The organism is Comamonas sp. DB36, from assembly GCF_057914905.1.
The window spans coordinates 2,853,603-2,877,876 of the sequence record NZ_CP196631.1 but is presented as its reverse complement, the minus strand read 5'-3'; the positions used below and the strand labels follow the sequence as shown (position 1 = coordinate 2,877,876).

At 65.3% G+C, this 24,274-nt stretch carries 22 protein-coding genes; 6 read left to right on the top strand and 16 right to left on the bottom strand.

Annotated features, from left to right (window positions below; genetic code table 11):
* Positions 1-15: 15 nt before the first annotated feature.
* From ACSVDO_RS13325 to ACSVDO_RS13305, 5 genes are all read right to left on the bottom strand, one after another.
* Positions 16-1,323 carry a four-carbon acid sugar kinase family protein gene (locus ACSVDO_RS13325; RefSeq protein WP_489592700.1) on the bottom strand — a complete coding sequence of 436 codons (1,308 nt, stop codon included), beginning with the start codon at positions 1,321-1,323 and terminating at the stop codon, positions 16-18.
* Positions 1,324-1,330: 7 nt separating this feature from the next.
* A complete protein-coding gene (locus tag ACSVDO_RS13320) occupies positions 1,331-2,596 on the bottom strand; it encodes a ribulose-bisphosphate carboxylase large subunit family protein (protein WP_489592699.1) in 1,266 nt (421 codons plus the stop codon).
* A gap of 12 nt (positions 2,597-2,608) precedes the next feature.
* The gene (locus tag ACSVDO_RS13315) at positions 2,609-3,151 is read right to left on the bottom strand and encodes a VOC family protein (protein ID WP_489592697.1); all 543 of its coding nucleotides are present in this window, start codon (positions 3,149-3,151) and stop codon (positions 2,609-2,611) included.
* A gap of 46 nt (positions 3,152-3,197) precedes the next feature.
* A complete protein-coding gene (locus ACSVDO_RS13310) occupies positions 3,198-5,075 on the bottom strand; it encodes a TRAP transporter large permease (protein WP_489592695.1) in 1,878 nt (625 codons plus the stop codon).
* Positions 5,076-5,173: 98 nt separating this feature from the next.
* Positions 5,174-6,202 (bottom strand): TRAP transporter substrate-binding protein, encoded by a 1,029-nt coding sequence (locus ACSVDO_RS13305; RefSeq protein WP_489592693.1) that lies wholly within the window; start codon positions 6,200-6,202, stop codon positions 5,174-5,176.
* Positions 6,203-6,316: 114 nt separating this feature from the next.
* On the opposite strand from ACSVDO_RS13305, the gene ACSVDO_RS13300 reads away from it, so the two are divergent.
* A complete protein-coding gene (locus ACSVDO_RS13300; protein WP_332539877.1) occupies positions 6,317-7,381 on the top strand; it encodes a LacI family DNA-binding transcriptional regulator in 1,065 nt (354 codons plus the stop codon).
* A 47-nt stretch (positions 7,382-7,428) separates the two neighbouring features.
* On the opposite strand, the gene ACSVDO_RS13295 is transcribed toward ACSVDO_RS13300, so the two are convergent.
* From ACSVDO_RS13295 to ACSVDO_RS13285, 3 genes are all read right to left on the bottom strand, one after another.
* On the bottom strand, positions 7,429-8,187 hold the full coding sequence (locus ACSVDO_RS13295; protein ID WP_332539878.1) for a 3-hydroxyacyl-CoA dehydrogenase: 759 nt from the start codon (positions 8,185-8,187) through the stop codon (positions 7,429-7,431).
* A 144-nt stretch (positions 8,188-8,331) separates the two neighbouring features.
* On the bottom strand, positions 8,332-9,378 hold the full coding sequence (locus tag ACSVDO_RS13290; protein WP_332539880.1) for an extracellular solute-binding protein: 1,047 nt from the start codon (positions 9,376-9,378) through the stop codon (positions 8,332-8,334).
* A gap of 263 nt (positions 9,379-9,641) precedes the next feature.
* On the bottom strand, positions 9,642-10,187 hold the full coding sequence (locus ACSVDO_RS13285; RefSeq protein WP_332539881.1) for a phasin family protein: 546 nt from the start codon (positions 10,185-10,187) through the stop codon (positions 9,642-9,644).
* Positions 10,188-10,485: 298 nt separating this feature from the next.
* On the opposite strand from ACSVDO_RS13285, the gene ACSVDO_RS13280 reads away from it, so the two are divergent.
* The 5 genes from ACSVDO_RS13280 to ACSVDO_RS13260 all read left to right on the top strand — a co-directional run bounded on the left by ACSVDO_RS13280 (position 10,486) and on the right by ACSVDO_RS13260 (position 16,533).
* Positions 10,486-10,941, top strand: a complete 456-nt coding sequence (locus tag ACSVDO_RS13280) for an acyl-CoA thioesterase (protein WP_332539882.1) — start codon at positions 10,486-10,488, stop codon at positions 10,939-10,941.
* Between the two features lie 83 nt (positions 10,942-11,024).
* The gene (pncB, locus tag ACSVDO_RS13275) at positions 11,025-12,233 is read left to right on the top strand and encodes a nicotinate phosphoribosyltransferase (RefSeq protein WP_332548296.1); all 1,209 of its coding nucleotides are present in this window, start codon (positions 11,025-11,027) and stop codon (positions 12,231-12,233) included.
* A gap of 16 nt (positions 12,234-12,249) precedes the next feature.
* Positions 12,250-13,665, top strand: a complete 1,416-nt coding sequence (locus ACSVDO_RS13270) for a sodium:proton antiporter (protein WP_489592690.1) — start codon at positions 12,250-12,252, stop codon at positions 13,663-13,665.
* A gap of 58 nt (positions 13,666-13,723) precedes the next feature.
* Positions 13,724-15,325, top strand: coding sequence for a DNA recombination protein RmuC (locus tag ACSVDO_RS13265; protein ID WP_489592688.1), 1,602 nt, complete (start codon positions 13,724-13,726; stop codon positions 15,323-15,325).
* On the top strand, positions 15,325-16,533 hold the full coding sequence (locus ACSVDO_RS13260; protein ID WP_332538673.1) for an MFS transporter: 1,209 nt from the start codon (positions 15,325-15,327) through the stop codon (positions 16,531-16,533). The genes ACSVDO_RS13265 and ACSVDO_RS13260 overlap by 1 nt, the downstream gene beginning before the upstream one ends.
* A 194-nt stretch (positions 16,534-16,727) precedes the next feature.
* Here the strand turns inward: ACSVDO_RS13260 and ACSVDO_RS13255 are convergent, their stop codons facing one another.
* The 8 genes from ACSVDO_RS13255 to ACSVDO_RS13220 form a co-directional block, all read right to left on the bottom strand.
* The gene (locus tag ACSVDO_RS13255) at positions 16,728-17,603 is read right to left on the bottom strand and encodes an LOG family protein (RefSeq protein ID WP_332538674.1); all 876 of its coding nucleotides are present in this window, start codon (positions 17,601-17,603) and stop codon (positions 16,728-16,730) included.
* Between the two features lie 124 nt (positions 17,604-17,727).
* Entirely contained in the window at positions 17,728-18,111 is a 384-nt protein-coding gene (gene crcB, locus ACSVDO_RS13250; protein WP_332538676.1) for a fluoride efflux transporter CrcB, read from the bottom strand.
* 19 nt (positions 18,112-18,130) lie between these two features.
* Complete coding sequence (gene mnhG / locus ACSVDO_RS13245; RefSeq protein ID WP_332548298.1) at positions 18,131-18,517, bottom strand: monovalent cation/H(+) antiporter subunit G; 387 nt, start codon at positions 18,515-18,517, stop codon at positions 18,131-18,133.
* Complete coding sequence (locus ACSVDO_RS13240) at positions 18,514-18,792, bottom strand: K+/H+ antiporter subunit F (protein WP_213304028.1); 279 nt, start codon at positions 18,790-18,792, stop codon at positions 18,514-18,516. Before ACSVDO_RS13240 ends, mnhG begins: the two co-directional genes overlap by 4 nt.
* Positions 18,789-19,277: a Na+/H+ antiporter subunit E gene (locus ACSVDO_RS13235; protein WP_489592684.1), complete on the bottom strand. Its 489-nt coding sequence runs from the start codon at positions 19,275-19,277 to the stop codon at positions 18,789-18,791. The genes ACSVDO_RS13240 and ACSVDO_RS13235 overlap by 4 nt, the downstream gene beginning before the upstream one ends.
* Entirely contained in the window at positions 19,274-20,968 is a 1,695-nt protein-coding gene (locus tag ACSVDO_RS13230; protein ID WP_489592682.1) for a monovalent cation/H+ antiporter subunit D, read from the bottom strand. Before ACSVDO_RS13230 ends, ACSVDO_RS13235 begins: the two co-directional genes overlap by 4 nt.
* Positions 20,965-21,330, bottom strand: coding sequence for a Na+/H+ antiporter subunit C (locus ACSVDO_RS13225; RefSeq protein ID WP_213304022.1), 366 nt, complete (start codon positions 21,328-21,330; stop codon positions 20,965-20,967). Before ACSVDO_RS13225 ends, ACSVDO_RS13230 begins: the two co-directional genes overlap by 4 nt.
* Complete coding sequence (locus ACSVDO_RS13220; RefSeq protein ID WP_489592680.1) at positions 21,330-24,263, bottom strand: monovalent cation/H+ antiporter subunit A; 2,934 nt, start codon at positions 24,261-24,263, stop codon at positions 21,330-21,332. The genes ACSVDO_RS13225 and ACSVDO_RS13220 overlap by 1 nt, the downstream gene beginning before the upstream one ends.
* Positions 24,264-24,274 lie beyond the last annotated feature (11 nt).

Sequence of the window (24,274 nt, the reverse complement as noted above, 5' to 3'; positions counted from 1 at the left end):
GTCAGCGCCAAACGCTCAGCAAATGCCCGAAAGCAATTCCTCAAACAGCATTTCGCCCCCCATCTGCCCGCCCTTGAGCATGATTTCCAGGCCATCGAGCGTCAAATCGTCGCTGTGCAGCCGGCAAAGCGCGACGCCGGGAGCCAGTTGCGCCTGATAGGACAGGCCCCAGGCGTCCAAAGCCTGGACCGCATGGCTCGATGTATCGCCGCCGGCCACTCCCAGGCGCTTGATGGGCGCCAGTTTCAGCACCTGCGCCAGCAGTTCGCCGCAGGCCAGGGCCAGTGCGCGCGCATCGGCGGGGGCATCCGCCGGGGCAATCTGCCCTTCGCTGGACGTACAGGCCAGCATATTTCTGCCTTGCTGCAGCTGCAGCGCAATTTTTTTCGCCATCTGCGCGCGGTAAGCCATGTCCTGGGCCAGCCGCGGCGCATCGAGCAACAGCTGTTCGTACGAGCTGGCTGCCTTGATCTGGCGTGCGGTCATGGGTGACAGGCTGCCGGCAAGCACCAGCACCGGGCCTTGCGCCGGCGCAATCGTGGCATGGGCAAGCAGGGTCTGCGGCGCCTGGCCTTGCCAATGCGCGGCCAGCGCCTGGACCACGCTGCTCGGACCGGCAGCCATCAGCGGCTGCCGGCAGGCGCTTTGCCAGATCAGCCGGCCGACGATGGTCAGGTCCTGTGCATGCGCAATATCAAGCAGGACAGCATCAGGTTGCTGCGAAATGAGCGCAGAAAGCTGCTGATCCAGTGCGGATTCCGATTGTTGGTAGTCTGGATAGTCAAGCGAGGCCAGCTGCAGCCCTTGCTGGGCAAAGTGCAGGCGCAGATCCGCTTCATGCATGGGCGTGACCGGATGCCGGCGCATGGTGGGGTGGCGGTCTATGCGGTGCATGGCGGGGCCGGCACTCGCAAACAGATTGCCAAACACACAGTAGCGGCGCAGATTGGGCTGGCCGCCGACAATCGGCACGAAGGCATTGCGCGTATGCGGCTGCAGCACGCGAATGGCGGTGCCGATGCTGCCGATATGGGGAGCGCTGTCAAAGGTCGAGCAGGTCTTGTAGTGCATGACCGGCGCGCCCAGCTGCGCGAACAGCCGGCCCACGGGTTCGAGTTCGGCCTGCATTTCGGCGGGTGTCATGGCGCGCGCCGCGCCCGCAATGCCCAGGCAGTCCAGCGGGCCTGCGCGCTCAAGCTGGGCGGCGCCGGGCAGGCCCAGAAACAGCAGCGTGCGCAGGCCGGCGCGCGCGGCCGTCGCCAGCGTGTCGGTGGCGCCGGTGAAATCGTCGCCGTAGTAGGCGATCTTCAATGCGGACGGCATGGCCAGCTCACTTGCCGAAAAAGGCCAGCGCCGCAGCCAGCTCGGGCGCCTGGCACGCGTACTCGGAAAGCGCAACGCCGGCGCGCGCCGCTGCCCAGGCCTGGCGAATGCTGGCCACGCCCGCGGCCGGACCGCCCGGATGCGCCAGAATGCCGCCGCCCGACATGAACAGCAGGTCGTCGCTTTGCACCGCGGCCCAGGTCGCGGGCACGGTGCCGGCCCACTGGCCGGACGAAAAGGCCGGCATCACTCGGTCATCGATTTCCGGCGTCAGCGGCGTATAGCAATCCTGGGCCGAGGCAATGACTTCTTCATCGGGCTGGGAGAACTTGCCCTGCAAGCCGTGCACATGCATATGGTCCACGCCCGCGAGCCGCCACAGCGTCTGGTAGGCCTGGAACGACATGCCCAGCAACGGATGGCGCGACAGCGCGCCATAGCCATTGCGGTGGCCATGCAGCGCGAGACCGGTGTGGCGGCGCAGCGTCTGCAGCGCCGAGAAGCCGCACCAGTTGAGGCTGGCCATCGCGCAACTGCCGCCTTCGCGCTCTATCAGGTCGGCATGGCGCTTCATCGCATCGGTTTCGTCGGTGATGTTGAAAGCTACCATGACATGCTTGCCGGTCCGGTCCTGGTGGGCGCGCACCGCCGCCATGACGGCGGGAACGCGCTGGGCCAGCGGGGCATGTACAGGGTCGGCACAGACTTCGTCATCCTTGATGAAGTCCACGCCGGCCGCGCACAGCCGCGCCACCAGCTCGGCACTCTGCTCGGGAGAGAAGCCGACATTGGGCTTGAGAATGGTGCCGACCAGCGCGCCGCTGGCCACGCCGGTGCGCTGGCGCGTTCCGGCAATGCCCACCTGGGGCAGGTCGAACTGCGCGCGGTAACTTGCGGGCAGTTGCAGGCTTTCGAGCCGCAGGCCGCTGGCTTCGCCCAGATCGTAGAGATTGCCCGAGACGGTGGCGGCCAGCGTGGGCAGGTTGGCGCCCACATTGGCGACGGGAAACGAGATGCGCACGCGCGCACGCCGCCAGGGGCCGGCGCGGCCCTGGCGCTCGAGCAGCGCATTGGGCAGGCTGGGCGCGTGCACGGATTCCAGTTCGTCAATGGACTCGACCGTGGCGCGTGCGCGCCGGCGCAGCGCATCGGTCTCGCCCTCGACGCGGGTGAAGGTGCCGCAGGACTGTTCGCCGGCCATCACTTCAGCGACGTGGGCGGGCGCCAGGGGCGTTTCAATCAGATAGGTGGCTTCGAAGCGGTCGGCGGTCATGGGGCGGCAGGCTCAGAGTTTGCTCAGGTCGGGGAAAGGGCGCACGGGGTCGGTGACGCCGTCCCAGGTTTCGGCCGAAGCGCGAATCAGGTCGAACATCTTTCCCTTGGGGCCGGCGACTTCCGACAGCTCGATCACGGTGCCGGGGTGGTACTCGGTGTCGAAGTAGATGAAGCGGCCGTTGGCGCCGACTTCGCCGCTCATCACCGGCTTGAAACCCTGGCGCAGCAGGCGCTCGAGGTCGGCGTCGTAGTGGCTGGTCCAGTAGGCAACATGCTGCAGTCCGGTGCGCCCGGCCTGCAGGAAGTCGCGGTACATCGAGGGCACGTCGTTGCGTGTCTGTATCAGCTCGACCTGTACAAAGCCCGAGTTGGCCAGCGCCACCGAGTTGTGCGGCGCGTGGGCCTGGCCGTTGTAGCGGTAGTTCTCGATCGGCACCTTGGGGTTGTAGAACCACGGGCCCACGCCCAGGGTCTTGCTCCAATAGTCCATGGCAGCTTCGATGTCGTGCACGACGTAGCCCAGCTGGCGAATTTCTCCAAAATGGCGGCTCATGTTTTTTCCGTGTAAGAGTGAGGTGAAGAAGCAGCGCGCGCGGCGCTTATTTGAGGAAGCCCGTGGAGATCCAGGGAATCGCCGCGACCAGCACCAAGCCGACCAGCAGCGCGGCCATGTAGCCGCCTATGTATTTCATGCCTTCGTTGGGGTCGACCTTGCTGATCGCGCAGGCGCCGTAGTAGCCCACGCCGATCGGCGGAGCAAACAGGCCTATGCCCATGGCGAAGATCACGACCATGGCGTAGTGCACGGGATGCACGCCGGCCTGCACGGCGATGGGAAACAGCAGCGGGCCGAACAGCACGATGGCGGGAATGCCTTCGAGCACGCAGCCCAGCACGATGAAGGCAACGATGGAGATCGCCAGGAAGCCGTAGGCACCGCCCGGAATGCCGGCCATCATCTGCGCCAGATCGGTGGAAAAGCCCGACTGCGTCAGGCCCCAGGCCATGGCCGTGGCGCAGCCCACAATGAACATGATGGCGCCCGACAGCGAGGCGGTTTCGATCAGCATGGGCTTGAGCCGGCGCCAGTCGAACTGGCGGTAGACCAGCAGCCCGGCAAGCACCGAATACACCACGCCAATGGTCGAGACCTCGGTGGCCGTGGCCACGCCTTCGACCACGGCCGCGCGGATCACGAAGGGCAGGGCGATCGCAGGCAGCGCGATCACGAAGAACCTGCCGATCTGGCGCTTGCTGTAGCGCGTCACGCCGCTCAGGTCTTCCTTGCGGTAGCGCCACCAGACGACGGTGCACAGGCACAGGCCCAGCACCAGCGCGGGCAGCATGCCGCCGGTGAACAGCGCGGCAATCGACACGCCCGTGACCGAGCCGATGGTGATCAGCACGATGGACGGAGGAATGGTCTCGGTCTGCGCGCCCGTGGCCGACAGCAGCGCCACCAGGTCGCCGGGCTTGGCGCCGCGCTTCTTCATTTCGGGAAACAGCACGGGCGCGATCGCCGCCATGTCGGCGATCTTCGAGCCCGAGATGCCCGACACCAGGTACATCGCGCCTATCAGCACATAGCTCAGGCCGCCGCGCACATGGCCCAGCAGGCTGGCGAGAAACTGGATCATGGCCTTGGCCATGCCCGTCATCTCGATCAGCGCGCCCAGGAAGATGAACAGCGGCACGGCCAGCATGATCAGGTGCGACATGCCTTCGTCCATGCGCCCGACCATCACCACCATGGGCGTGTGCGTGGTCAGCGCCAGGTAGCCGAAGGTCGCGAGCGCAAAGCAAAACGCGATCGGCACGCCCGAGAACACCGTGACCGCGACCACCACCAGGAAGAACACCACCAGGTTGAGCTTGCCCAGCGTGGCAAACACCGGCTGGGCCAGCCAGAACGCGAGAATGATTGCGGCCGTCGCGGCGACGGTGATGGCAATCTGGCGCATGGTGCATAGACGCAGCAGGCGCAGCACGGCAAACACGCCCATCAGGCCCACGCCCACGGGAATCGCCGAAGCGCGCCAGGCATTGCTGATTTCCAGCGCCGGCGTGACGATGAACGATTCCTCGTCGGCGTATTCGTAGGCCGGATGCATGACCATCACCAGAAACGCCAGCGCGGCGGCTATTGCCAGCGCCTCGAGCAGGCCGCGCGTCTGCGGGCCGACCTTGCTGACCAGCGCCGTCATGCGCATGTGTTCGCCGCGGCGCAGCGCCACGACCGCACCCAGCATCGACAGCCACAGGAAGAAGATGGACGCGAGCTCGTCGGACCAGACCAGCGGCGCATGCAACACGTAGCGCGCGACCACGCCCGCAAACAGAATGACGATTTCCACCAGCACGATGGCCGCGGCAACGGCCTCGATCACCGCGCCCAGGCGCAGGTCTATGCGGCCGGCCAGGCGGCTGAGCGGATTGGCCGGCGGCGCTTGGGGGTCAAGAGCAGGGGCGTGGGACATGAACGTAACTTTCTTCGGGGCAGGGCGAGGCCTGCGCGCAGGCGCGGGCATGGCGTTCGGGAGCGGGTCAGCGGGCAGCGACGGGCCGCCCGCGCGGGTCAGGCGAGCTTGCCTACCGTCTGTTCGAGCAGGCCCCAGGCTTCGTTGCCGAAGCGGCCTTTCCACTCGGCATAGAAGCCCGATTCGCGCAGCTTGGCGCGGAAGCTGTCGGCCGAAGGGCGGTTGATCTGCAGCCCCTTGGCCTGCAGGTCGGTGATCACCGAATCGTTGAGCTTCTTGATGTCTTCGCGCTGCTGCATGCCGGCGTCGTTGATGGCCGCGGCCACGATGGTCTTGAGGTCGGGCGGCAGGCGGTCCCAGGCGCGGCCGTTGGCGACAAACCAGTAGCCGTCCCAGATGTGGTTGGTCAGCGAGGCGAACTTCTGCACTTCGTAGAGCTTGGCGACCTGGATGATGGGCAGCGGGTTTTCCTGGGCGTCGACGATCTTTGTCTGCAGCGAGGAATAGACCTCGCTGAACTGCAGGCTTGCGGGCGCGGCGCCCAGGCCCTTGAACATCGAGATCGACAGCGGACTCACGGGCACGCGGATCTTCAGGCCGTCGAGGTCCCTGGCGCTGGCCACGGGTGCCTTGCTGCTGGTGGTCTGGCGAAAACCGTTGTCCCACATCTTGTCAAACGCGTACAGCCGCATCTTGCCTATGGCGGCGCGCACATGGGCGCCGAGCTTGCCGTCCATGGCCGACCAGACCTGGTTGTAGTCGGAAAACGCAAAGCCCGTGGCATTGATGGCCGCGACCGGCACCAGCGTGGCAATCACCAGGGCCGAAGGCGTGAAGAACTCTATGCCGCCCGAGCGCACCTGGGCCAGCATGTCGGTGTCGCCGCCAAGCTGGTTGTTCGGAAAGATCTTGATCTCGACCCGGCCCTTGGTTTCCTTGAGGATGCGATCGGCCGCCTCCTGCGCGCGGATGTTCAGCGGGTGGGTCACCGGCAGGTTGTTGCCGTATTTGTACGAGAACTCCGCGGCGCGCGCGATCAGCGGAAAGCCGGCCATGCCGGTGGCGATGGACGCGGCGGGAACGGCGGACAGGCTGCGCAGAACGCTGCGGCGGGTGACTTCGGCCATGGTTGTCTCCAGATTTATTTTTGATGCGTTTTGATGCATCATTGGATGAAAGCCACGCAACGATAGGTGTTGAGCGGCGAGGCGTCAAATCATAAAAATGATGGGTTTTGATGTATGCGGGTTGACCCTGATGGATTGGAGAACTTGCCGCAGCGCGCGCGCGTGGCCGATATCGCGCGTGCCGCCAAGGTGTCGACCGCTACCGTGGACCGGGTACTGAACCGCCGTCCCGGCGTGCGCGATGCGACCGCGCAGAAAGTGCTCAAGGCCGCGGCCGAGCTCGACTACCTGCCCGAAACCGGGCTGTACGCGGCTCTCGCGGCCGCGCCCATGCGGCTGGGTTTTCTGCTGCCCGACGGCAACAACCGCTTCATCCGCATGCTGGGCGACACCGTGGGCTATTCGCAGGAGCATCTCGCGCCGTTCAACGTCAAATGCCGCAGCGAGCAGTTCGAGAGCTTCAACCCGCAGCAACTGGCCGCGCGCCTGCTGCGCCTGGGCGAGCGCTGCGACGGCATTGCGTTCATGGCGCTCGAGCACCCGGCCGTGCGCGAAGCCGTGGCACTGCTGGCGGAGCAGGGCGTGCCGACCATTACGCTGATCTCGGATCTTTCAGGCTCGCGCCGCGCGGCCTATGTGGGCCTGGACAACCGGGCCGCGGGCCGCACGGCGGGCTATCTGGTGGGACGTTTCATAGGCCCGGGCGCGCGCGCGGGCAAGGTGGCGCTGATTGCCGGCTCGCGCAGCTACAGCGCGCACGAGGAGCGCGAGGCCGGTTTTCTGCATGTGATCGAAGAGATGTTTCCCGCGCTGCAGGTCGTGGGCCTGCGCGAAGGCCATGACGATGCGCAGAAGAACTACACGCAGACCCGCACGCTGCTTGAGCAATACCCCGATCTGGCCGGCATCTACAACATTGGCGGTGCGTCGGACGGTGTGGCGCGCGCGCTCAAGGAAATGGGGCGCGAGCACAAGGTGGTGTTCATAGGCCATGGCCTCACGCCCGACACCCGCGCCATGCTGATCGACGGCAGCATGGACGCGGTGATCACCCAGAGCCCGCAGGCGGCGATGATGAGCTGCGTGCGCATCTTCACCAATCTGCGCGAGAAGCGCGATGCAATGCTGGGCGTGGATCCTGCGAAAACGCTGGTGATCTTTCGCGAAAACCTGCCTTAACTTCGTTAAAACACGCCATGCCTGTCAATCGGCATGGCACGCGGCAATCAGCGTGGCGCGAGGCGGATGGCGCCGTCGAGGCGAATCACTTCGCCGTTGAGCATGTCGTTCTCGAAGATATGGCAGGCGAGCTTGGCGTAGTCGCCGGGCGTGCCCAGGCGGCTGGGGAAGGGTACGCCGGCGGCCAGCGCGTCCTGCACTTCCTGCGGCATGCCGAACAGCATGGGCGTGCCGAAGATGCCGGGGGCAATGGTCATGTTGCGTATGCCGTTGCGCGCCAGATCGCGCGCGATGGGCAGCGTCATGCCCACAATGCCGCCCTTGGACGCGGAATACGCGGCCTGGCCGATCTGGCCGTCATAGGCGGCGACGCTGGCCGTGGAAATCATCACGCCGCGCTCGCCCGTGGCTTCGGCTTCGTTCTTGGCCATGGCTTCGGCGGCCAGGCGGATCATGTTGAAGCTGCCGATCAAATTGACGGTGATGGTCTTGCTGAATACCGACAGCGCATGCGCGCCGTTCTTGCCCACGGTCTTCTCGGCCGGAGCGATGCCTGCGCAGTTGACCAGGCCCATGAGCTTGCCCAGCTTGGTGGCCTGATCGACGACAGCCTGGGCGTCGGCTTCGTTGCTTACATCGCAGTGCACGAACGCGCCGCCGATATCCTGGGCTACCGCTTGGCCCTTGTCATCCTGCATGTCGGCGATCACCACCTTGCCGCCCTTGGCCGCGAGCATGCGCGCCGTGCCTTCGCCCAGGCCCGATGCGCCGCCTGTCACGATGAATACCTTGCCTGCGATGTCCATGGTTTGTCTCCTTGATTGACGTTGACGTAAACGTCCATTATGGCGAGAAACCGCTGGCCGGCACTGTCGCTGGAGCTACGCAGGTGCCGCACACGCAAAAAAAACCCGGCCAGAAGGCCGGGTTCGTATGCTCGCGCTGCGCTATCAGTTGAAGCCCACGCGGTCCAGCATCTGCTGGACCTTGGTCATGTTGGCACCCACGGCGCTGATTGGAATGGTTTCGCTCTTGAACGGCTTGCCGTTGGTCATGGCCTTGAGCGCCGGGTTGTCGAGCTGCACGCCCTTGGCCGCGGGCCATTCGTTGTTGCCGTTGGCGAAGTAGTTCTGCGCCGCGGGGCTGGCCAGGTATTCCAGGAACTTGACCGCATTGGCCTGGTTCTTGGTGTGGCGGGCGATGGCGCCGCCGGCGATGTTCATGTGCGTGCCCCAGGATTGCTGGTTGGGGAACACCACGCCGACCTTGTTGGCCACGGCCACGTCCTCGGGCTTGTTCGAGCGGATCATGCGCGCCAGATAGTAGCTGTTGCTCACGGCGATATCGCACTCGCCCGAAGCCACGGCCTTGATCTGGTCGGTGTCGCCGCCCTTGGGAGCGCGCGCCAGGTTGGCAACGACGCCCTTGAGCCAGGTTTCGGCCTGCTGCTCGCCCATGTGCTCGGTGATCGCACCGAACAGGCTCAGGTTGTAGGGGTGCGAACCCGAACGGATGCACAGCTTGCCCTTGAACTTGGGATCGGCCAGCGATTCGTAGGTCTGCACGTCCTGGGGCTTGACCTTGATCTTGTTGTAGACGATCACGCGGGCGCGGGTCGACAGGCCGAACCACGAAATGCCGCCGTCGGCCGCAGGTGCGCTGCGCAGATTTGTCGGAATCACGTCTTCCAGCACCTTGGAGCGGATCGGCAGGAACAGGCCGTCGACTTCGCCGCGGTACAGGCGTGCTGCGTCCACCAGCAGGATCACGTCGGCGGGCGAGGCCGTGCCTTCGGCCTTCAGGCGCGCCAGAATGCCGGCGTCGTCGGCATCGACGCGGTTGACCTTGATGCCCGTGGCCTTGGTGAAGCCGTCATAAAGCGCTTCGTCGGTGCTGTAGTGGCGCGCGGAGTACAGGTTGACCACGCCATCGGCATAGGCCGCGCCGGCTGCAGCCACGGCGCACGCGGCAATCAAGGTGTGAAGAATCTTGGACATGACAAATCAGTGTGAAATGGGATCGCTGGATAATACGCCAAACGCGAATTGTTCTTAATATTGTCCTTGCGCGCGGCCCGCTGCCTGCGCGCAGACGAAAAAAAGCCCGGCGCGAAGCCGGGCTTGAAAGGATCCAAGAAACGGGGGTTTCGAGAGGATCCAAGGAGACAACTGGTGGTTTTGGCTTTCACCAAAACAATGGAGTCATTATGCGGGTATTCCCTGGATTAGGGAATACCTCAGGCAAAAAAAATTGCGCTCTATCAGCCTTGTTGCGTGCTGCTCTTGACAGCATCAACCACATTCTTCGACGCGTTCTGCAGGTTGGTCTGTGCCAGATCGGACGCCTGCTTGACAGCCTTCTGCACCGATTCGGCAGCGTTGTTGGCTGCCGAGAACGAGTTCTTCAGCATGGCAACCGCGGCTTCCGAGCCGGGAGGCGCGTTCTTGGTGGCGTTGTCGATCAGGTCACCCAGGTTCTTCTGGGCTTCGGCGGCGCGCGCTTCGACGGTCTGGGCGATGGCCGAGCCGGTGCCGTTGGCGATGTCGTACAGGCTGCGGCTGTAGGCGGCGGTCTTTTCAGCCAGAGGCTGGAACCACTGTGCCTGCAGGGCCAGCAGTTGCTGCGCATCCTTGACGCTCAGCAGTTGCTGGCTGTGGCTGGCGGCTTCCGACAGCGCGTTGCGCGAGGCGGTCACGTTCAGTTCGACCAGCTTTTCGACGCCGTCAAAGGCTTTCTGGGTCAGGCCGAACAGGGCTTCGAGGTGGGACTTCTGGGCGTTCAGAATGGCTTCGGGGGTCAGCGACATGTGATTTCTCCTTGGGTAGCGTTATGGAATGAACCAGGCTTGCGAGATATCTGCGCTGAGGGGCCCAAGGCCATGTTGCAGTGCAGCATAAGTGCGATTCTAGGCATTTCGCGCGGCGATGCAAGCCTTTTGTTGCATTGCAACAAATTTGTCGGGAATGCCCTGCGGACATGCTGCTGACATCTGGGCGAAGGCGACATGCGCACCCATTGATGTCTCGCGCATGACATTCGTGCGGCGCTTGCGGGGCCGGGCTGAATTAAGCTAGGCCCAGCATTGCTTGACGAATGGGGAATCAATGGACAGGAATTCCGCCGCCGCCCGCCCGCAGCCGCAGGAGCGCGGCGCGTACCAGGCCTTCAAGACCATCACCACGCGCTGGTCCGACAACGACGTCTACGGCCATGTGAACAACGTCGTCTATTACAGCTGGTTCGATACCGCGGTGAATTCGCACCTGATAGAGCAGGGCGCGCTGGACATCGAACATGGCGAAACCATAGGCCTGGTGATAGAGACCCAGTGCAATTACTTTGCGCCGCTGGCGTTTCCGCAGACCGTGGAAGCCGGCATACGCGTGGCGCGTATCGGCAGCTCCAGCGTGCGCTATGAAGTGGGCCTGTTCGCCCAGGGCGAAGCGCTCACGGCCGCGGCCGGCCACTTCATCCATGTCTATGTGGACCGCGCAACGCGCCGGCCCTGTGCCTTGCCCGCGCGGCTGCGCGAAGTGCTCCAGGCCCTGACGGCGGCCTGAAACCGCCGCAAACCCGGGGAGGGATCGCCTACACTGTCGGCTGCCTGCCACTGCCAGCGGGGGAGCTGTTCCCTGTCTTGCCCATGATCATCACCAGTTTGCTCGACACCGACCTGTACAAGTTCACCATGATGCAGGTCGTGCTGCACCAGTTTCCGAGCGCGCAGGTCGAATACCGTTTCAAGTGCCGCAATCCGGGCGTGCAGCTGGCGCCGTATGTGAACGAGATCCGCGAGGAGATCCGCTGCCTTTGCGACCTGCAGTTCCGCGACGCCGAGCTCGCCTATCTCAGCGGCCTGCGCTTCATCAAGAGCGATTTCATCGATTTCCTGGGCCTGTTCCGTCTCAATGAAAAATACATTGAGGTGACTGCACTGCCCAATGGCGAGATCGACATCACGATACGCGGGCCCTGGCTGCACACCATCCTGTTCGAGATTCCGGTGCTGGCCATCGTCAACGAGGTGTACTTCCGCAACACGCAGAAGGTGCCCGATTTTCCCGAAGGCCGGCGCCGCCTCGAGGAAAAGATCATGCAGCTGCAGGCCCCGGGCCTGGAGCCGCTGAAGATCGCCGACTACGGCACGCGCCGGCGTTTCAGCCGTGCCTGGCACGAGGAAGTGCTGCGTGTGCTGTGCGCGCGCCTGGGCACGGGCGAGCGGCGCTCGGGTTCGAGCCGGCTCGAAGGCCAGTTCGCGGGCACGAGCAACGTGCTCTATGCGATGAAGCTGGGCGTGACGCCGTTGGGCACCATGGCGCATGAATACCTGCAGGCCTGTCAGGCGCTGGGTCCGCGGCTGCGCGACAGCCAGGTGTTCGGCTTCGAATCCTGGGCGCGCGAGTACCGCGGCGATCTGGGCATTGCGCTGTCGGACGTCTACGGCATGAGCGCATTCCTGCGCGATTTCGATCTCTATTTCTGCAAGCTGTTCGATGGCGCGCGCCACGACAGCGGCGATCCGTTCACCTGGGGCGAGCGCCTGCTCGAGCACTACCGCATCAACCGCGTCGACCCGCTGACCAAGACGCTGATCTTCAGCGACGCGCTGACCATCCCGCGCACCATCGCGCTGTTCGAGCGCTTTCGCGGGCGCTGCGTGCTGGCGTTCGGCATAGGCACCAATCTGACCAACGATCTGGGCTACGAGCCTTTGCAGGTGGTGATCAAGATGACGCGCTGCGCGGGCCAGCCCGTAGCCAAGCTGTCGGATTCGCCGGGCAAGAGCATGTGCGATGACGAGAAGTACCTGGCCTACCTGCGCCAGGTCTTCGAGATCGCTCCGTCGAACTGAAACAGGATTGCTTTCCATGAAACTCAAGCGTGCTGCGGCTCTGGCTGCATTCCTGGCCCTGCCTGGCTGGGCGCTGGCCGCTGACATCGACGGCCGCGCGCTGTCGGGCTGGTGGGGCGTTCCCTTCGCCGGCCTGTTGCTGTCGATCGCGCTGATGCCGCTGATTGCGCCGTTCTTCTGGCACCAGCACTTCGGCAAGCTCACCGCGGGCTGGGCGCTGGCCTTTTTGCTGCCGTTCGCGGCGCTGTTCGGCGTGGGCGCCGCGGGCGCGAGCCTGGTGCACGCGCTGCTGGCCGAATACCTGCCGTTCGTGATCCTGCTGCTGGCGCTGTTCACGGTCGCGGGCGGCATCTACATTCGCGGCAACCTGCGCGGCACGCCCGCGCTCAACGTCGCCATCCTGGCCACAGGCGCGGTGCTCGCCAGCTTCATGGGAACGACAGGCGCGTCGATGCTGCTGATACGGCCGCTGATACGCGCCAACGCCGGCCGCCGGCACACCGCGCATATCGTGGTGTTCTTCATCTTCATCGTCTCCAACGCCGGCGGCGCGCTCACGCCGCTGGGCGATCCGCCGCTGTTTCTGGGCTTTCTCAAGGGCGTCGATTTCTTCTGGCCGCTGCAGCATCTTTTCCCGCAGGCGCTGTTCCTGGTGGGTGCACTGCTGGCTTTGTTCTTTGCGCTCGACAGCTGGTACCTGCGCAGCCCCGGCGAATGCACCTTGCCCGCGGTCGCCGCGGGCGACAGCGCCGAACGTTTCGGTTTCGACGGCAAGGCGAATTTCGCGCTGCTGGGCGTGATCGTCGCGCTGGTGCTGCTCAGCGGATTCTGGAAGTCGGATGTGGTGTTCGACATCGCCGGCACGCCCGTGGGCCTGCCGGGCCTGGTGCGCGACCTGGGGCTGCTGGCCGTGGTCTGGGCCTCGCTGCGCATCACGCCCACGGATGTCCATCAGCGCAACCAGTTCGGCTGGGCGCCGATGGCCGAAGTGGCCAAGCTGTTTGCCGGCATCTTCCTGACCATCATTCCCGTGATTGCCATGCTCAAGGCCGGCACCGACGGCCCGTTCGGCGCCATCGTGCGCGCGGTCACGCGCCCCGACGGCGCGCCCGATCCGGCGATGTATTTCTGGGCCGCGGGCACGCTGTCGTCGTTTCTCGACAATGCGCCGACCTATCTGGTGTTCTTCAATACGGCGGGCGGCGACGCCCAGCTGCTGATGACCACGCTCGCGCCCACGCTGGCGGCGATTTCGGCGGGCGCGGTGTTCATGGGTGCGAACACTTACATAGGCAATGCGCCCAACCTGATGGTCAAGGCCATCGCCGAGGACCGCGGCGTGAAGATGCCCAGCTTCTTCGGCTACATGCTTTGGTCCTGCGGCATCCTGCTGCCGCTGTTCGCGCTCATGACCTGGATCTGGTTCTTGTGACGGGGCGCCGGCAGGGCAGATAATCTGCGCCCAGCCCCTCTTTTTTGAAGTATCCGCTTTGTCTCTTGAATCCCTTGTCGTGCTCGCAGCGCTCGCGCTGGTGGTGGTCTTGCAAATACTGGCCTTGCTGCGGCGCCAGGACAATGGCGCGGAGGATCTTGCCCATCTGCAGAGCCAGATGCAGGCGCTGGAGCGCGGCATGCAGGCGACGCAGCTGGCGATTGCGCGCAACGACGGCGCGCTCGAAAGCCTGGGCCAGCAGCTGCGCGCCCAGCAGGCCCAGGCCCGCGACGATGCCGAGGCCATGCGTGATGTGCTCACGGATGCGCTCACCGCGTTCCGCCGCGAACTGACCGCGACCACGGCCGCGCTCACCGGCGAAAGCACGCGCTCACGCCAGTTGGTGGCCGACAGCGCAAATCTGTTCGAGCAGCGCATACAGCAGCGCTTCGAGGCGCTGGCCGAAGCCACGCGCGGCACGCTCGATTCGCTCAAGGGCGATGTGCAAAGCCAGCTCACGGCGATGTCTACCGCGCTCAAGGACCAGCTCGAAGGCAATGGCCACCAGATCCGCCACCAGTTCGGCGTGCTGCAGGACGCGGTGACGCAGCAGCTCGGCGGCCTGGTGCAGGGCAGCCAGAGCAGCGCCGAGCAGCTGCGCAGCGCGCTCAACGAGCGGCTCGCGGCCATCCAGGCCGACAACTCGGCCAAGCTCGAGGAAATGCGCCGTACCGTCGACGAGAAACTGCATGCGACGCTGGAGCAGCGCCTGGGCGAATCGTTCAAGCTGGTCAGCGACCGGCTCGAACAGGTGCACAAGGGCCTGGGCGAAATGCAGACGCTGGCCGGCAGCGTGGGTGATCTCAAGCGCGTGATGACCAATGTGAAGTCGCGCGGCACCTGGGGAGAAATGCAGCTGGGCGCGATCATAGAGAACGTGCTCACGCCCGCGCAGTACGCGCGCAACGTCAAGACCGTGCCGGGCAGCGACGAACTCGTCGAGTTCGCGATCCGCCTGCCGGGCCATGCCGACGACCAGCCGGTGTGGCTGCCCATCGATGCCAAGTACCCGGTCGAGCATTACCAGCGGCTGATGGATGCACAGGACGCGGCCGACAAGGCGCTGATGCAGAGCGCGGGACTGGCGTTCGAGGCGTCGATGAAGCTCGAAGCCAAGAAGATCTACACCAAGTACGTGTCGCCGCCGCATACCACCGATTTCGCCATCCTGTATCTGCCCACCGAAGGCCTGTTTGCCGAAGTCATGCGCCGCCCTGGACTGGTCGAAGCCATTCAGAACGACTGCCGCGTGATGATCACCGGGCCGGCCAATCTCGCGGCCATGCTCAACAGCCTGCAGATGGGCTTCAAGACGCTGGCGATAGAGCAGCGCTCATCGGAAGTCTGGGGCCTGCTGGGTGCGGTCAAGACCGAGTTCGCCAAGTTCGGCGAAGTGGTCGCGGCCACCAAGAAATCCATAGACGCCGCGGCGCGCAAGTTCGACGAAGTGGGCGTGCGCACGCGCGCCATCCAGCGCAGGCTGCGCGACGTGCAGGATCTGCCCTTGGGCGCCGCGGCCGTGGCGCCGACCATCGCGGTGCTGGGCCTGCCCGATGCCGACGATCTCGACGCCGACGGCGACGAGCCGGGTGGCGCGTAATGAACGCGGCGCTGTTCAAGGTCATAGGCTCCCAGGTTCTGGTGCACGCCACCATGGCCGGCGTGCGCCTGGCCGCGCCGCTGCTCGCGCTCAAGCAGGGTTACAGCGCGCCTGCGGTGGGCGTGCTGCTGGCGCTGTTCGCGCTGACCCAGGTGTTTCTCGCGCTGCCCGCGGGCCGCTTTGCCGATCGCCACGGCCTGCGCCGGCCGTTCTTCATCGGCATGCTGATGGCTAGCATAGGCTGCACCGCGGCGATGCTGTTTCCGGTCTTTCCCGTGCTGTGCTTCGCCGCGCTGTGCACCGGCGGCGGCTCGGGCATTGTCGTGATCACCGTGCAGCGCCATGTGGGCCGGGCCACGCATGATCCCTCGCAGCTGAAGAAAGTGTTCAGCTGGCTGGCGATAGGGCCGGCATTCGCCAACTTCGTCGGGCCGTTCTTCACGGGCCTGATGATCGACCATGCGACGTTCGGCGACAGCCCGATCTCCGGCTACCGCATGGCCTTCGGTCTGCTCGCGCTCAGCCCCATCGTCGCCTGGTTCTGGATACGCAGGACCGCCGAGACGCCGCGCACGCCCGCGCCCGCGCCGGTCAGCGGCCAGCGCGCCTGGGACCTGCTCAACGACCCGGCGTTTCGCACCGTGCTGATCGTCAACTGGGTGCAGTCGGCAAGCTGGGATGTGCATACTTTCGTGCTGCCGCTGCTGGGCCACGAGCGCGGCATGAGCGCTTCGGTCATAGGCACGCTGCTGGGCATGTTTGCCGTTGCCGCGGCCGCGATCCGGCTGCTGATGCCGCTGGTCGCCGACCGGCTGCGCGAAGGCGCGGTGATTGCCATCGCGATGGCGGCCACGGCCTGCATCTTCGTGGTCTATCCGTTCATGGAAAGCGCGCTGACCATGGGCATCTGCTCGGTGCTGCTGGGCTTTTCGCTGGGCTCGGTCCAGCCCATGGTGATGAGCATGCTGCACCAGATCACGCCCCAGCACCGCCAGGGCGAAGCGCTGGGGCTGCGGCTGATGGTGATCAACGCCTCGAGCGTGGCCATGCCCATGCTGTTCGGCGCGGCCGGCGGCGTGATCGGCATATCCGCGCTGTTCTGGACCGTGGGCGCGGGCGTATGCTGCGGCGTGCGCGCGGCCTGGCGCATGGGAACGCCCGAGCATGTCGAGCCGGAGAAAAAGGTGGCGCAGTTGCCGCCGCCTTGAGTTATGCAAGCGAGGCGTGTCCTCGCCAGGCGTTATCAAAACACAGCAGTGGTTTTCTCTTGAGGACAGGTCGTTCATGGTTCGACAGGCTCACCACGAACGGTTTGTACCCGTTCGCCCTGAGCTTGTCGAAGGGCTTGCATTTTGAGGCTGCGCAGCTCATGGTCGCTACGCAGCGGCCCGCCTGATCGCCCTCAGGCCTTTTCGCCGATCTCGTAGTGCTTCTTGATCAGCGCCCAGGCTTCCGCCGGGTCGTCGGTGTAGTGAAACAGGCCCAGGTCCTTGCGCGAAATCGTGCCTTCCTCGATCAGCAGTTCGAAGTTGATCAGCTTCTTCCAGAACTCGCTGCCGAACAGGATCACGGGCACGGGCCGGCTCTTGCTGGTCTGCACCAGCGTCAGCACTTCGAACAGCTCGTCGAGCGTGCCGAAGCCGCCGGGAAAAGCGACCAGGGCCTTGGCGCGCATCACGAAATGCATCTTGCGCAGCGCGAAGTAGTGGAACTTGAAGCTCAGGCCGGGCGTGATGAAGCGGTTGCCATTCTGCTCGTGGGGCAGGGCGATGTTCAGGCCGATGTTGTCGACGCCGACATCGTGGGCGCCGCGGTTGGCGGCTTCCATGATGCCCGGGCCGCCGCCGGTGCAGATATAGATCCGCTCCTCGGGCGCCTGCTTGAGGCTGTCGGTGGCGACGATGCGCGCGAACTGGCGCGCCTGGTCGTAGCGCTGGGCGTTGCGCACGGCCTGCCGGGCCACGGCAATGCGTTCGGCGTCGCCGCTGGCCTGGGCCTGCTCCAGCTGGCTCGCGGCCTGTTCGGGATCGACGAAACGCGCGCTGCCGTAGACCACCACAGTGTGTTCAATGCCGCGCTCGCGCTGGGCGATATCGGGCTTGAGCAGTTCGAGCTGCATGCGAATGCCGCGGGTTTCGCGCCGGAACATGAATTCCGGATCGGCAAATGCCAGGCGGTGGGAGTTGGGCTGCAGGACTGCACCGTTGTGCGCCTGGTCGTGCAATTGGCCCCAGCCGTCGGCGAGGTCGGTTTCAGACAGGGGATGGGAGATTTCCATGTAGCCTCGAACAAAGTAAAAGCGCAGGTGGCGCCGGACACCAGGATCCAATCCGCAGCGGGCCGGCCCGCCGCTGAATCCACTATACGCTCACAAAGTCATAGCTTTGGGCTGACCGCTGCAATCAGCCGGCACGCGGCCAGAGCGCGTGCAGACTGGCCAGGCCGGCGGCCGTCATCGCCAGCGAGCCCAGCACATGCAGGCTGGTCCAGCCCAGGGCCGCGCCATAGCGCTGGTGCTGCAGCATGCCCACCACTTCGGCCGAAAACGTGGAGAACGTGGTGAGCGCGCCGAGAAAACCCGTGACCAGGGCCAGGCGCCAGGCCGGGTCCAGCTGCGGCAGCGCATCGAAGGCCGCGACGCATACGCCGATCAGATAGCCGCCCACGAGATTGGCGGCCAGCGTGCCCCAGGGGATGCCATTGGGTACGCTGAGCCACAGGCCCAGGCGCCAGCGGGCCAGGGCGCCGACACAGGCGCCTGCGCAGATCGCTATAACAGGCAACATGGCGCGAATCGACCGGCAATCAATAACGGTTTTCGATGCTGTCGGCCGGATCGCTGGAGACCACGCGGCTCACGGCGGGCGGCACGTTCTGGCCCGTGCGACGGGCGCGGAACAGCGCGGCGCGCATCAGGAAAATCGTGGTGATCGGCACCGTCACCGAAATGAACACCGCGATCAGCAGCGCGTGCAGCGCCAGGCGCTGCTCCATGACGGAGAAGAACAGCACCGTGGCATGCATGATGCACCAGCAGCCCAGCGTGGCGATGATGGACGGCGAGTGCACGCGTTCGAAATAGCTCTTGAGCCTTACCAGCCCCAGCGAGCCCAGCAGGGTGATCAGCGCGCCGATGATCACCAGTGCGCCGACCACGGCCTGGGCCCACAGGGGAATCATGACTTCGTTCATTCGATGACCTCCCCGCGCAGCAGGAACTTGGCCATGGCCGTGGAGCTGATGCAGCCGAACAGCGCGATCAGCAGCGCGGCCTCGAAGTAATCGGTGCTGCTGTACATGATGCCCAGCACCAGCATGGCCAGCATGCCTATGGTGTACATGCAGTCGAGCGCGAGGACGCGGTCCTGGGCTGCCGGCCCCTTGAGCAGGCGGAACAGCGCGCAGGCCATGGCCGCGACCAGCAGAAACAGCGCCAGGGAAAGCGCCCAGACGAAATACGGGCTCATTCAAAAATCTCCATCAGAGGGCGCTCGTAGCGGGTCTTGATGTGGTCTATGACTGACTGCGGGTCACCGACTTCGAGCGCGTGCAGCAGCAATACCGAGCGGTCGCGCGACAGCTCGGCCCAGGATGTTCCCGGCGTGATGCAGACGATCATCGCCAGCACGGCCAGCGCGTTCGGGTCGCGCAGTTCGAGCGGAATATGCACGAAATCCGCGCCATGCTTGCGGTACGACGGAAACAGCAGAAAGCGCACCACCGTCAGATTGGACACCGAGGTGTCGTAGACCACGCTGAGGGCCAGCCGCAGGATGGTCAATGGATGGCGTATGCGCACCGGCAAGGGCCGCAGTCCGCGCAGCAGCACGGGAACCGCCAGTCCCAGGATGGTGCCCAGCAGGATATGGCCGGCACCCAGCGACTGGTTGAGCAGCAGCCAGAGAAGCAGCAGTGCCACCGAAAGCAGTGGCGCGGGCAGCAGGACTTTCATGGCTGCTCCTTGGAGAGAATGGGCGCGGGATTGGGCACGGGCGCCTGCGTCAGCACGCCGTGGATGTAGGTGCCTGGCGAATGCAGCGCATCGGCCGCGTTCTGCATGTAACGCATCACGGGGCCGGCCTGCACGGTCATCGCGATGCAGCACAGCAGCAGCACCGCGATGGGCAGGCCTTCGGCCACGCGCAGCTGCGGCGTGTTGCGGTCATGACTGGCCCAGAAATGGCGCATGCCCACGCGTATCAGCGCGATCGAGCCGATCAGGCCCGTGCCTATCAGCAGCGTCAGCAGCGTCCAGCCCCAGATGCCGGGCTGGTAGCCCGCCGAGGTCCCTATGCCCAGCGGATTGAGCAGGGCATTGAGCATCGCGATCTTGCCGACGAAGCCCGACAGCGGTGGCAGGCCCGAGATGACCAGCGTGCAGACCATGAATGCCAGGCCCAGGAAAGCCGCGGCCGCGGGAATCACCCGGCCGATCAGCACTTCCTCGTCCTCGTCGAGGTTCAGGCCGGTGGTGGGCACGAGTTCGGCGTTGAGGAAAGGTGCTTCGTCGTCTTCATAGGGCGCGGTGCGCGCGCCCGCGTTGCGCCAGCGGTCTATCAGATCGGCGAGCAGGAACAGCGCGGCCACCGCGAATGTCGAGCTGGGCAGGTAATACAGGATGCCGGCCGTCAGCAGGTTCTGGCCGAAGCCCGCTGCCGCGAGCAGCGTGCCCGACGAAAGTATGGCGGCATAGCCCGCAAGATTCGTCAGCCGCTGCGAGCCCAGCATGCCGATCGCGCCGAAGGCCATGGTCAGCATCCCGCCACACATGAGCCAGGCGCTGCCGAACAGCGCGGAGTCGCCGGCCTGGCTGCTGAACATCAGCGTCCACAGCCGCAGCACGGTATAGACCCCCAGCTTGGTCATCAGCGCGAACAGCGCGCCCACCGGCGCGGTCGCGGCGCTGTATGCGGGCACCAGCCAGAAGTTCAGCGGCCACATCGCGGCCTTGATCAGGAAAGCCATCGCCAGAATCGACGCGGCCGCGTGCAGCAGTCCACGATCGGCAGCGTCGACATGCGGAATGGCGCTGGCCAGATCGGCCATGTTGAGCGTTCCCGTGATGCCGTAGAGCATGGACACGCCGATCAGCAGCAGCGACGAGGCGGCCAGGTTGATCGCGATGTAATGCAGGCCCGACTGGATGCGCGCGCGCCCCGATCCGTGCAGCAGCAGTCCGTAGGAGGCGGCCAGCGTGATCTCGAAGAACACGAACAGGTTGAACAGATCGGCCGTGAGGAATGCCCCCGCCAGCCCCATCAGCTGGAACTGGAACAGCGGGTGGAAGTGCACGCCCGCGCGGTGCCAGCGCGCCGCGGCAAAGACGATGGACGACAGCGCCACGACGCTGGTCACCACCAGCATCAGCGCCGACAGCCGGTCCAGCGCCAGTGATATGCCGAACGGCGCGGGCCAGTTGCCCGGCATGTACACGCCCATGGTCACGGGGGCGCCGGCCTGGTCGGTCCAGCCGAGCAGGGCGATGGCGATCACCAGGCCGATCAGGGTCGACAGGATGTTGAAGCCGAGCTTGAGGCGCTGCTGCTCCTCGCGCATCAGCAGCATCAGCGCCGCGGTGAGCATGGGCAGCGCAATGGGTGCCAGCATCAGGTGCGGCATGAGCAGGCTCGCGATGTCCGTCATGGCATCTCCTGCACGTCACGCGAATGCACACCGTCCACATGGTCGTTGCCCGCGGTGCCGCGCGAAGCCAGCAGCACCACCAGGAACAGCGCGGTCGAGGCAAAGCCGATGACGATGGCCGTGAGCACCAGCGCCTGGGGCATGGGGTCGGCGTAATTCACCAGATCCTGGGCAATGCCGGGCTTGAGCACCGGCTCCTTGTCGATGGCCAGGCCCTGGCGGCCCATGCTGAAGATGAACAGATTGACGGCATAGGCCATCAGCGACAGGCCCATGATGACCTGATAGGTACGCGGGCGCAGCAGCAGCCAGACGCCCGAGCCGGTGAGAACGCCAATCGCAATGGCAAGTACGAGTTCCATCAGTGGGCCCTCTCGTTCTCGTCGAGTTGGTCGTCATCGAGCAGGCGCGCATGGTAGCGGTGGCCGCGTACGGATTGGTGGGCAATGGCCGTCAGTATCAACATCGTGGAACCTACGACCAGCACGAACACGCCCAGGTCGAAGAAGGTGGCGCTGGCCAGGTGGATCTCGCCCACCAACGGCAATGTGAAGTGGAAACTGTGGCTGGTCATGAACGGGTAGCCGGCGACGATGGAGCCGAAACCGGTCATCAGCGCGAGCAGCAGGCCGACCGCGATCCAGCGGCGCGGGAACAGCGCGAAGTGGGCCTCTACCCACTGCGTGCCCGAGATGATGTATTGCAGCAGCAATGCCACCGAGAACACCAGGCCGGCAATGAAGCCGCCGCCGGGCTCGTTGTGGCCGCGCATGAACAGATAGATGGAGACCAGGGTGGCGAATGGCAGCAGCAGCCGCACCAGCACCGCGGGCACCATCAGGTAGCCGACGGCGGTGTCGCTGGCGTGGCGCGGGTTCAGCAGGTCGGTCTGCAGATCGCCCGGAACAAAGCGCTGCTGCTCGGGCAGGTCCATGGTTTCGCGCGCCGGGCGGAAGCGCCGCAGCAGCGCGTACACGGTCAACGCGACCACGCCCAGCACCACGATCTCGCCGAAGGTGTCGAAACCGCGGAAGTCGACCAGCATCACGTTGACCACGTTGGTGCCGCCGCCGCCCGTGAGCGCGTTCTCCAGGAAGAAGGTCGAGGTGCTGTCGTGGAACGGCCGGCTCATCATCGCGAAGGCCAGCCAGGCCATGCCGCCGCCCGCGGCCAGGGCCAGGCCCAGGTCGCGCATGCGGCGCGCGCGTGCCCGGCCCTGGGTCGACAGCGCAGGAATGCGCAGGTTCTTGTCGCGCTTGGGCAGCCAGCGCAGGCCCAGCATGATCAGCACCGTGGTGACGACTTCCACCACCAGCTGCGTCAGCGCCAGATCGGGCGCGGAGAACCAGAGGAAGGTGATGCAGACGCACAGGCCGCTGACGCCCAGCATGATCAGCGCGGCCATCCGGTGGAATTTGGCTTTCCAGGCCGCGGCCAGCGCGCAGGTGCAGCCCAGCACCCACAGCAGCACGAAGGCCGGCGACAACGGCAGCGTGCCGCGGTTGCCCAGTTGCAGATCACGATCCCACAGCGAGAAAATGGCCGCGGCCAGCGCCAGACATACCAGCCACAGCATCTGCCACTGCAGGCGCATGGTGCTGAGCATGCGGCGGCCGCGGCGCGCGCCCGCCTGCAGCCAGGCGAGCAGGGTTTCAAAGAAGCGCCGGCCGTCGAAGTGGCGGGCAATGGGCGCGGCTTCGGCGTGGCCCGCGCGGCGCAGCCAGCGCAGCAGGCAATGGATGGCAATGCCGCCGAGCAGCGCCAGGATGCTCATGATGAAAGGCGCATTCACGCCATGCCACACGGCCAGGCTGAACACCGGCAGCGTGCCGCCGACGACAGGTGTGGCCGCGGCGCGCAGGAAGGCGTCCATCGTCAGCGCCGGCAGAATGCCGACCACCAGGCAGGCGAGCACCAGCAGCGCAACCGGAAGAATCATCCAGCGCGGCGGCTCGTGCGGCGTCAGCGGCAGATCGGTGGCCGGCGGGCCGAAAAACACATCGGCGGTGAAGCGCAGCGAATAGGCCACGCTGAACATGCCGGCCAGCGTCGCCGCGACCGGCAGCCAGGAGCGCACCCAGGGAGCGGCATCGAGGTAGACGGTCTCGGCAAAGAACATTTCCTTGGAGAGAAAGCCATTGAGCAGCGGCACGCCGGCCATGGCCGCGCTGGCCACCATGGCCAGTGTGGCGGTCACCGGCATCATGCTGCGCAGGCCCGAAAGGCGGCGGATGTCGCGCGTGCCGCTCTCATGGTCGACGATGCCCACGGCCATGAACAGCGAAGCCTTGAAGGTCGCGTGGTTCATGATGTGGAACACGGCCGCGACCGCGGCCAGCGGGCTGTTGAGGCCCAGCAGCAGCGTGATCAGGCCCAGATGCGAAATCGTCGAATAGGCAAGAAGCCCCTTGAGGTCGTTCTGGAACATCGCCAGATACCCGCCCAGCAGCAGCGTGCACAGGCCCGCGCCGCCGACCAGCCAGAACCAGGCCTCGGTGTCGCCCAGCACTGGCCACATGCGCGCCAGCAGGAACACGCCGGCCTTGACCATGGTTGCCGAGTGCAGATACGCCGACACCGGCGTGGGCGCGGCCATCGCATGCGGCAGCCAGAAGTGGAAGGGGAACTGCGCGCTCTTGCTGAGCGCGCCCAGCAGGATCAGCACCAGCGCCGTGAGATAGAGATGGTGGTCGCGGATCTGCTGGCCCGCGGCAAGGATATGGTCGAGGTCGTAGCTGCCGACGATATGCCCCAGCACCAGCATGCCGGCGAGCATGCACAGCCCGCCCGTGCCCGTGACCGTCATCGCCATGCGCGCGCCCTGGCGCGCATCCTTGCGGTGGTGCCAGTAGCCGATCAGCAGAAAGGAGAACAGGCTGGTCAGCTCCCAGAAGAATGCCAGCTGGATGATGTTGCCCGAGAGCACCACGCCCATCATCGCGCCCATGAACGCCAGGAAGAACGAGAAGAAACGCGGCACCGGGTCGGCGGGCGACATGTAGTAGCGCGCATAGAGCACCACCAGCGAGCCTATGCCCAGCACCAGCATGGAGAACATCCAGGCGAAACCGTCCATGCGCACGATCAGATTCATTCCCAGCGCGGGAATCCACTCTATTTCCTGCCGCAGCACGCCGCCATCGGCGACTTCCGGGAACAGCATCGCCACCTGGATGGCGCAGCCCAGCGCTATCAGTCCAGCCAGCGTGGACTCGGTATTGCGGGCATTGGTCGGCAATACGGCAGCCAAAAGGCTGCCGAGGAAAGGCAGAATAATGAGGAAGATCAACGGCATGTGCGTTGCAT

Excerpts from the sequence above, each read along its gene's own strand:
- ACSVDO_RS13325 (WP_489592700.1), bottom strand. The coding sequence starts at position 1,323 with ATGCCGTCCGCATTGAAGATCGCCTACTACGGCGACGATTTCACCGGC.
- ACSVDO_RS13320 (WP_489592699.1), bottom strand. The coding sequence starts at position 2,596 with ATGACCGCCGACCGCTTCGAAGCCACCTATCTGATTGAAACGCCCCTG.
- ACSVDO_RS13315 (WP_489592697.1), bottom strand. The coding sequence starts at position 3,151 with ATGAGCCGCCATTTTGGAGAAATTCGCCAGCTGGGCTACGTCGTGCAC.
- ACSVDO_RS13310 (WP_489592695.1), bottom strand. The coding sequence starts at position 5,075 with ATGTCCCACGCCCCTGCTCTTGACCCCCAAGCGCCGCCGGCCAATCCG.
- ACSVDO_RS13305 (WP_489592693.1), bottom strand. The coding sequence starts at position 6,202 with ATGGCCGAAGTCACCCGCCGCAGCGTTCTGCGCAGCCTGTCCGCCGTT.
- ACSVDO_RS13300 (WP_332539877.1), top strand. The coding sequence starts at position 6,317 with ATGCGGGTTGACCCTGATGGATTGGAGAACTTGCCGCAGCGCGCGCGC.
- ACSVDO_RS13295 (WP_332539878.1), bottom strand. The coding sequence starts at position 8,187 with ATGGACATCGCAGGCAAGGTATTCATCGTGACAGGCGGCGCATCGGGC.
- ACSVDO_RS13290 (WP_332539880.1), bottom strand. The coding sequence starts at position 9,378 with ATGTCCAAGATTCTTCACACCTTGATTGCCGCGTGCGCCGTGGCTGCA.
- ACSVDO_RS13285 (WP_332539881.1), bottom strand. The coding sequence starts at position 10,187 with ATGTCGCTGACCCCCGAAGCCATTCTGAACGCCCAGAAGTCCCACCTC.
- ACSVDO_RS13280 (WP_332539882.1), top strand. The coding sequence starts at position 10,486 with ATGGACAGGAATTCCGCCGCCGCCCGCCCGCAGCCGCAGGAGCGCGGC.
- pncB (WP_332548296.1), top strand. The coding sequence starts at position 11,025 with ATGATCATCACCAGTTTGCTCGACACCGACCTGTACAAGTTCACCATG.
- ACSVDO_RS13270 (WP_489592690.1), top strand. The coding sequence starts at position 12,250 with ATGAAACTCAAGCGTGCTGCGGCTCTGGCTGCATTCCTGGCCCTGCCT.
- ACSVDO_RS13260 (WP_332538673.1), top strand. The coding sequence starts at position 15,325 with ATGAACGCGGCGCTGTTCAAGGTCATAGGCTCCCAGGTTCTGGTGCAC.
- ACSVDO_RS13255 (WP_332538674.1), bottom strand. The coding sequence starts at position 17,603 with ATGGAAATCTCCCATCCCCTGTCTGAAACCGACCTCGCCGACGGCTGG.
- crcB (WP_332538676.1), bottom strand. The coding sequence starts at position 18,111 with ATGTTGCCTGTTATAGCGATCTGCGCAGGCGCCTGTGTCGGCGCCCTG.
- mnhG (WP_332548298.1), bottom strand. The coding sequence starts at position 18,517 with ATGAACGAAGTCATGATTCCCCTGTGGGCCCAGGCCGTGGTCGGCGCA.
- ACSVDO_RS13240 (WP_213304028.1), bottom strand. The coding sequence starts at position 18,792 with ATGAGCCCGTATTTCGTCTGGGCGCTTTCCCTGGCGCTGTTTCTGCTG.
- ACSVDO_RS13235 (WP_489592684.1), bottom strand. The coding sequence starts at position 19,277 with ATGAAAGTCCTGCTGCCCGCGCCACTGCTTTCGGTGGCACTGCTGCTT.
- ACSVDO_RS13230 (WP_489592682.1), bottom strand. The coding sequence starts at position 20,968 with ATGACGGACATCGCGAGCCTGCTCATGCCGCACCTGATGCTGGCACCC.
- ACSVDO_RS13225 (WP_213304022.1), bottom strand. The coding sequence starts at position 21,330 with ATGGAACTCGTACTTGCCATTGCGATTGGCGTTCTCACCGGCTCGGGC.
- ACSVDO_RS13220 (WP_489592680.1), bottom strand. The coding sequence starts at position 24,263 with ATGCCGTTGATCTTCCTCATTATTCTGCCTTTCCTCGGCAGCCTTTTG.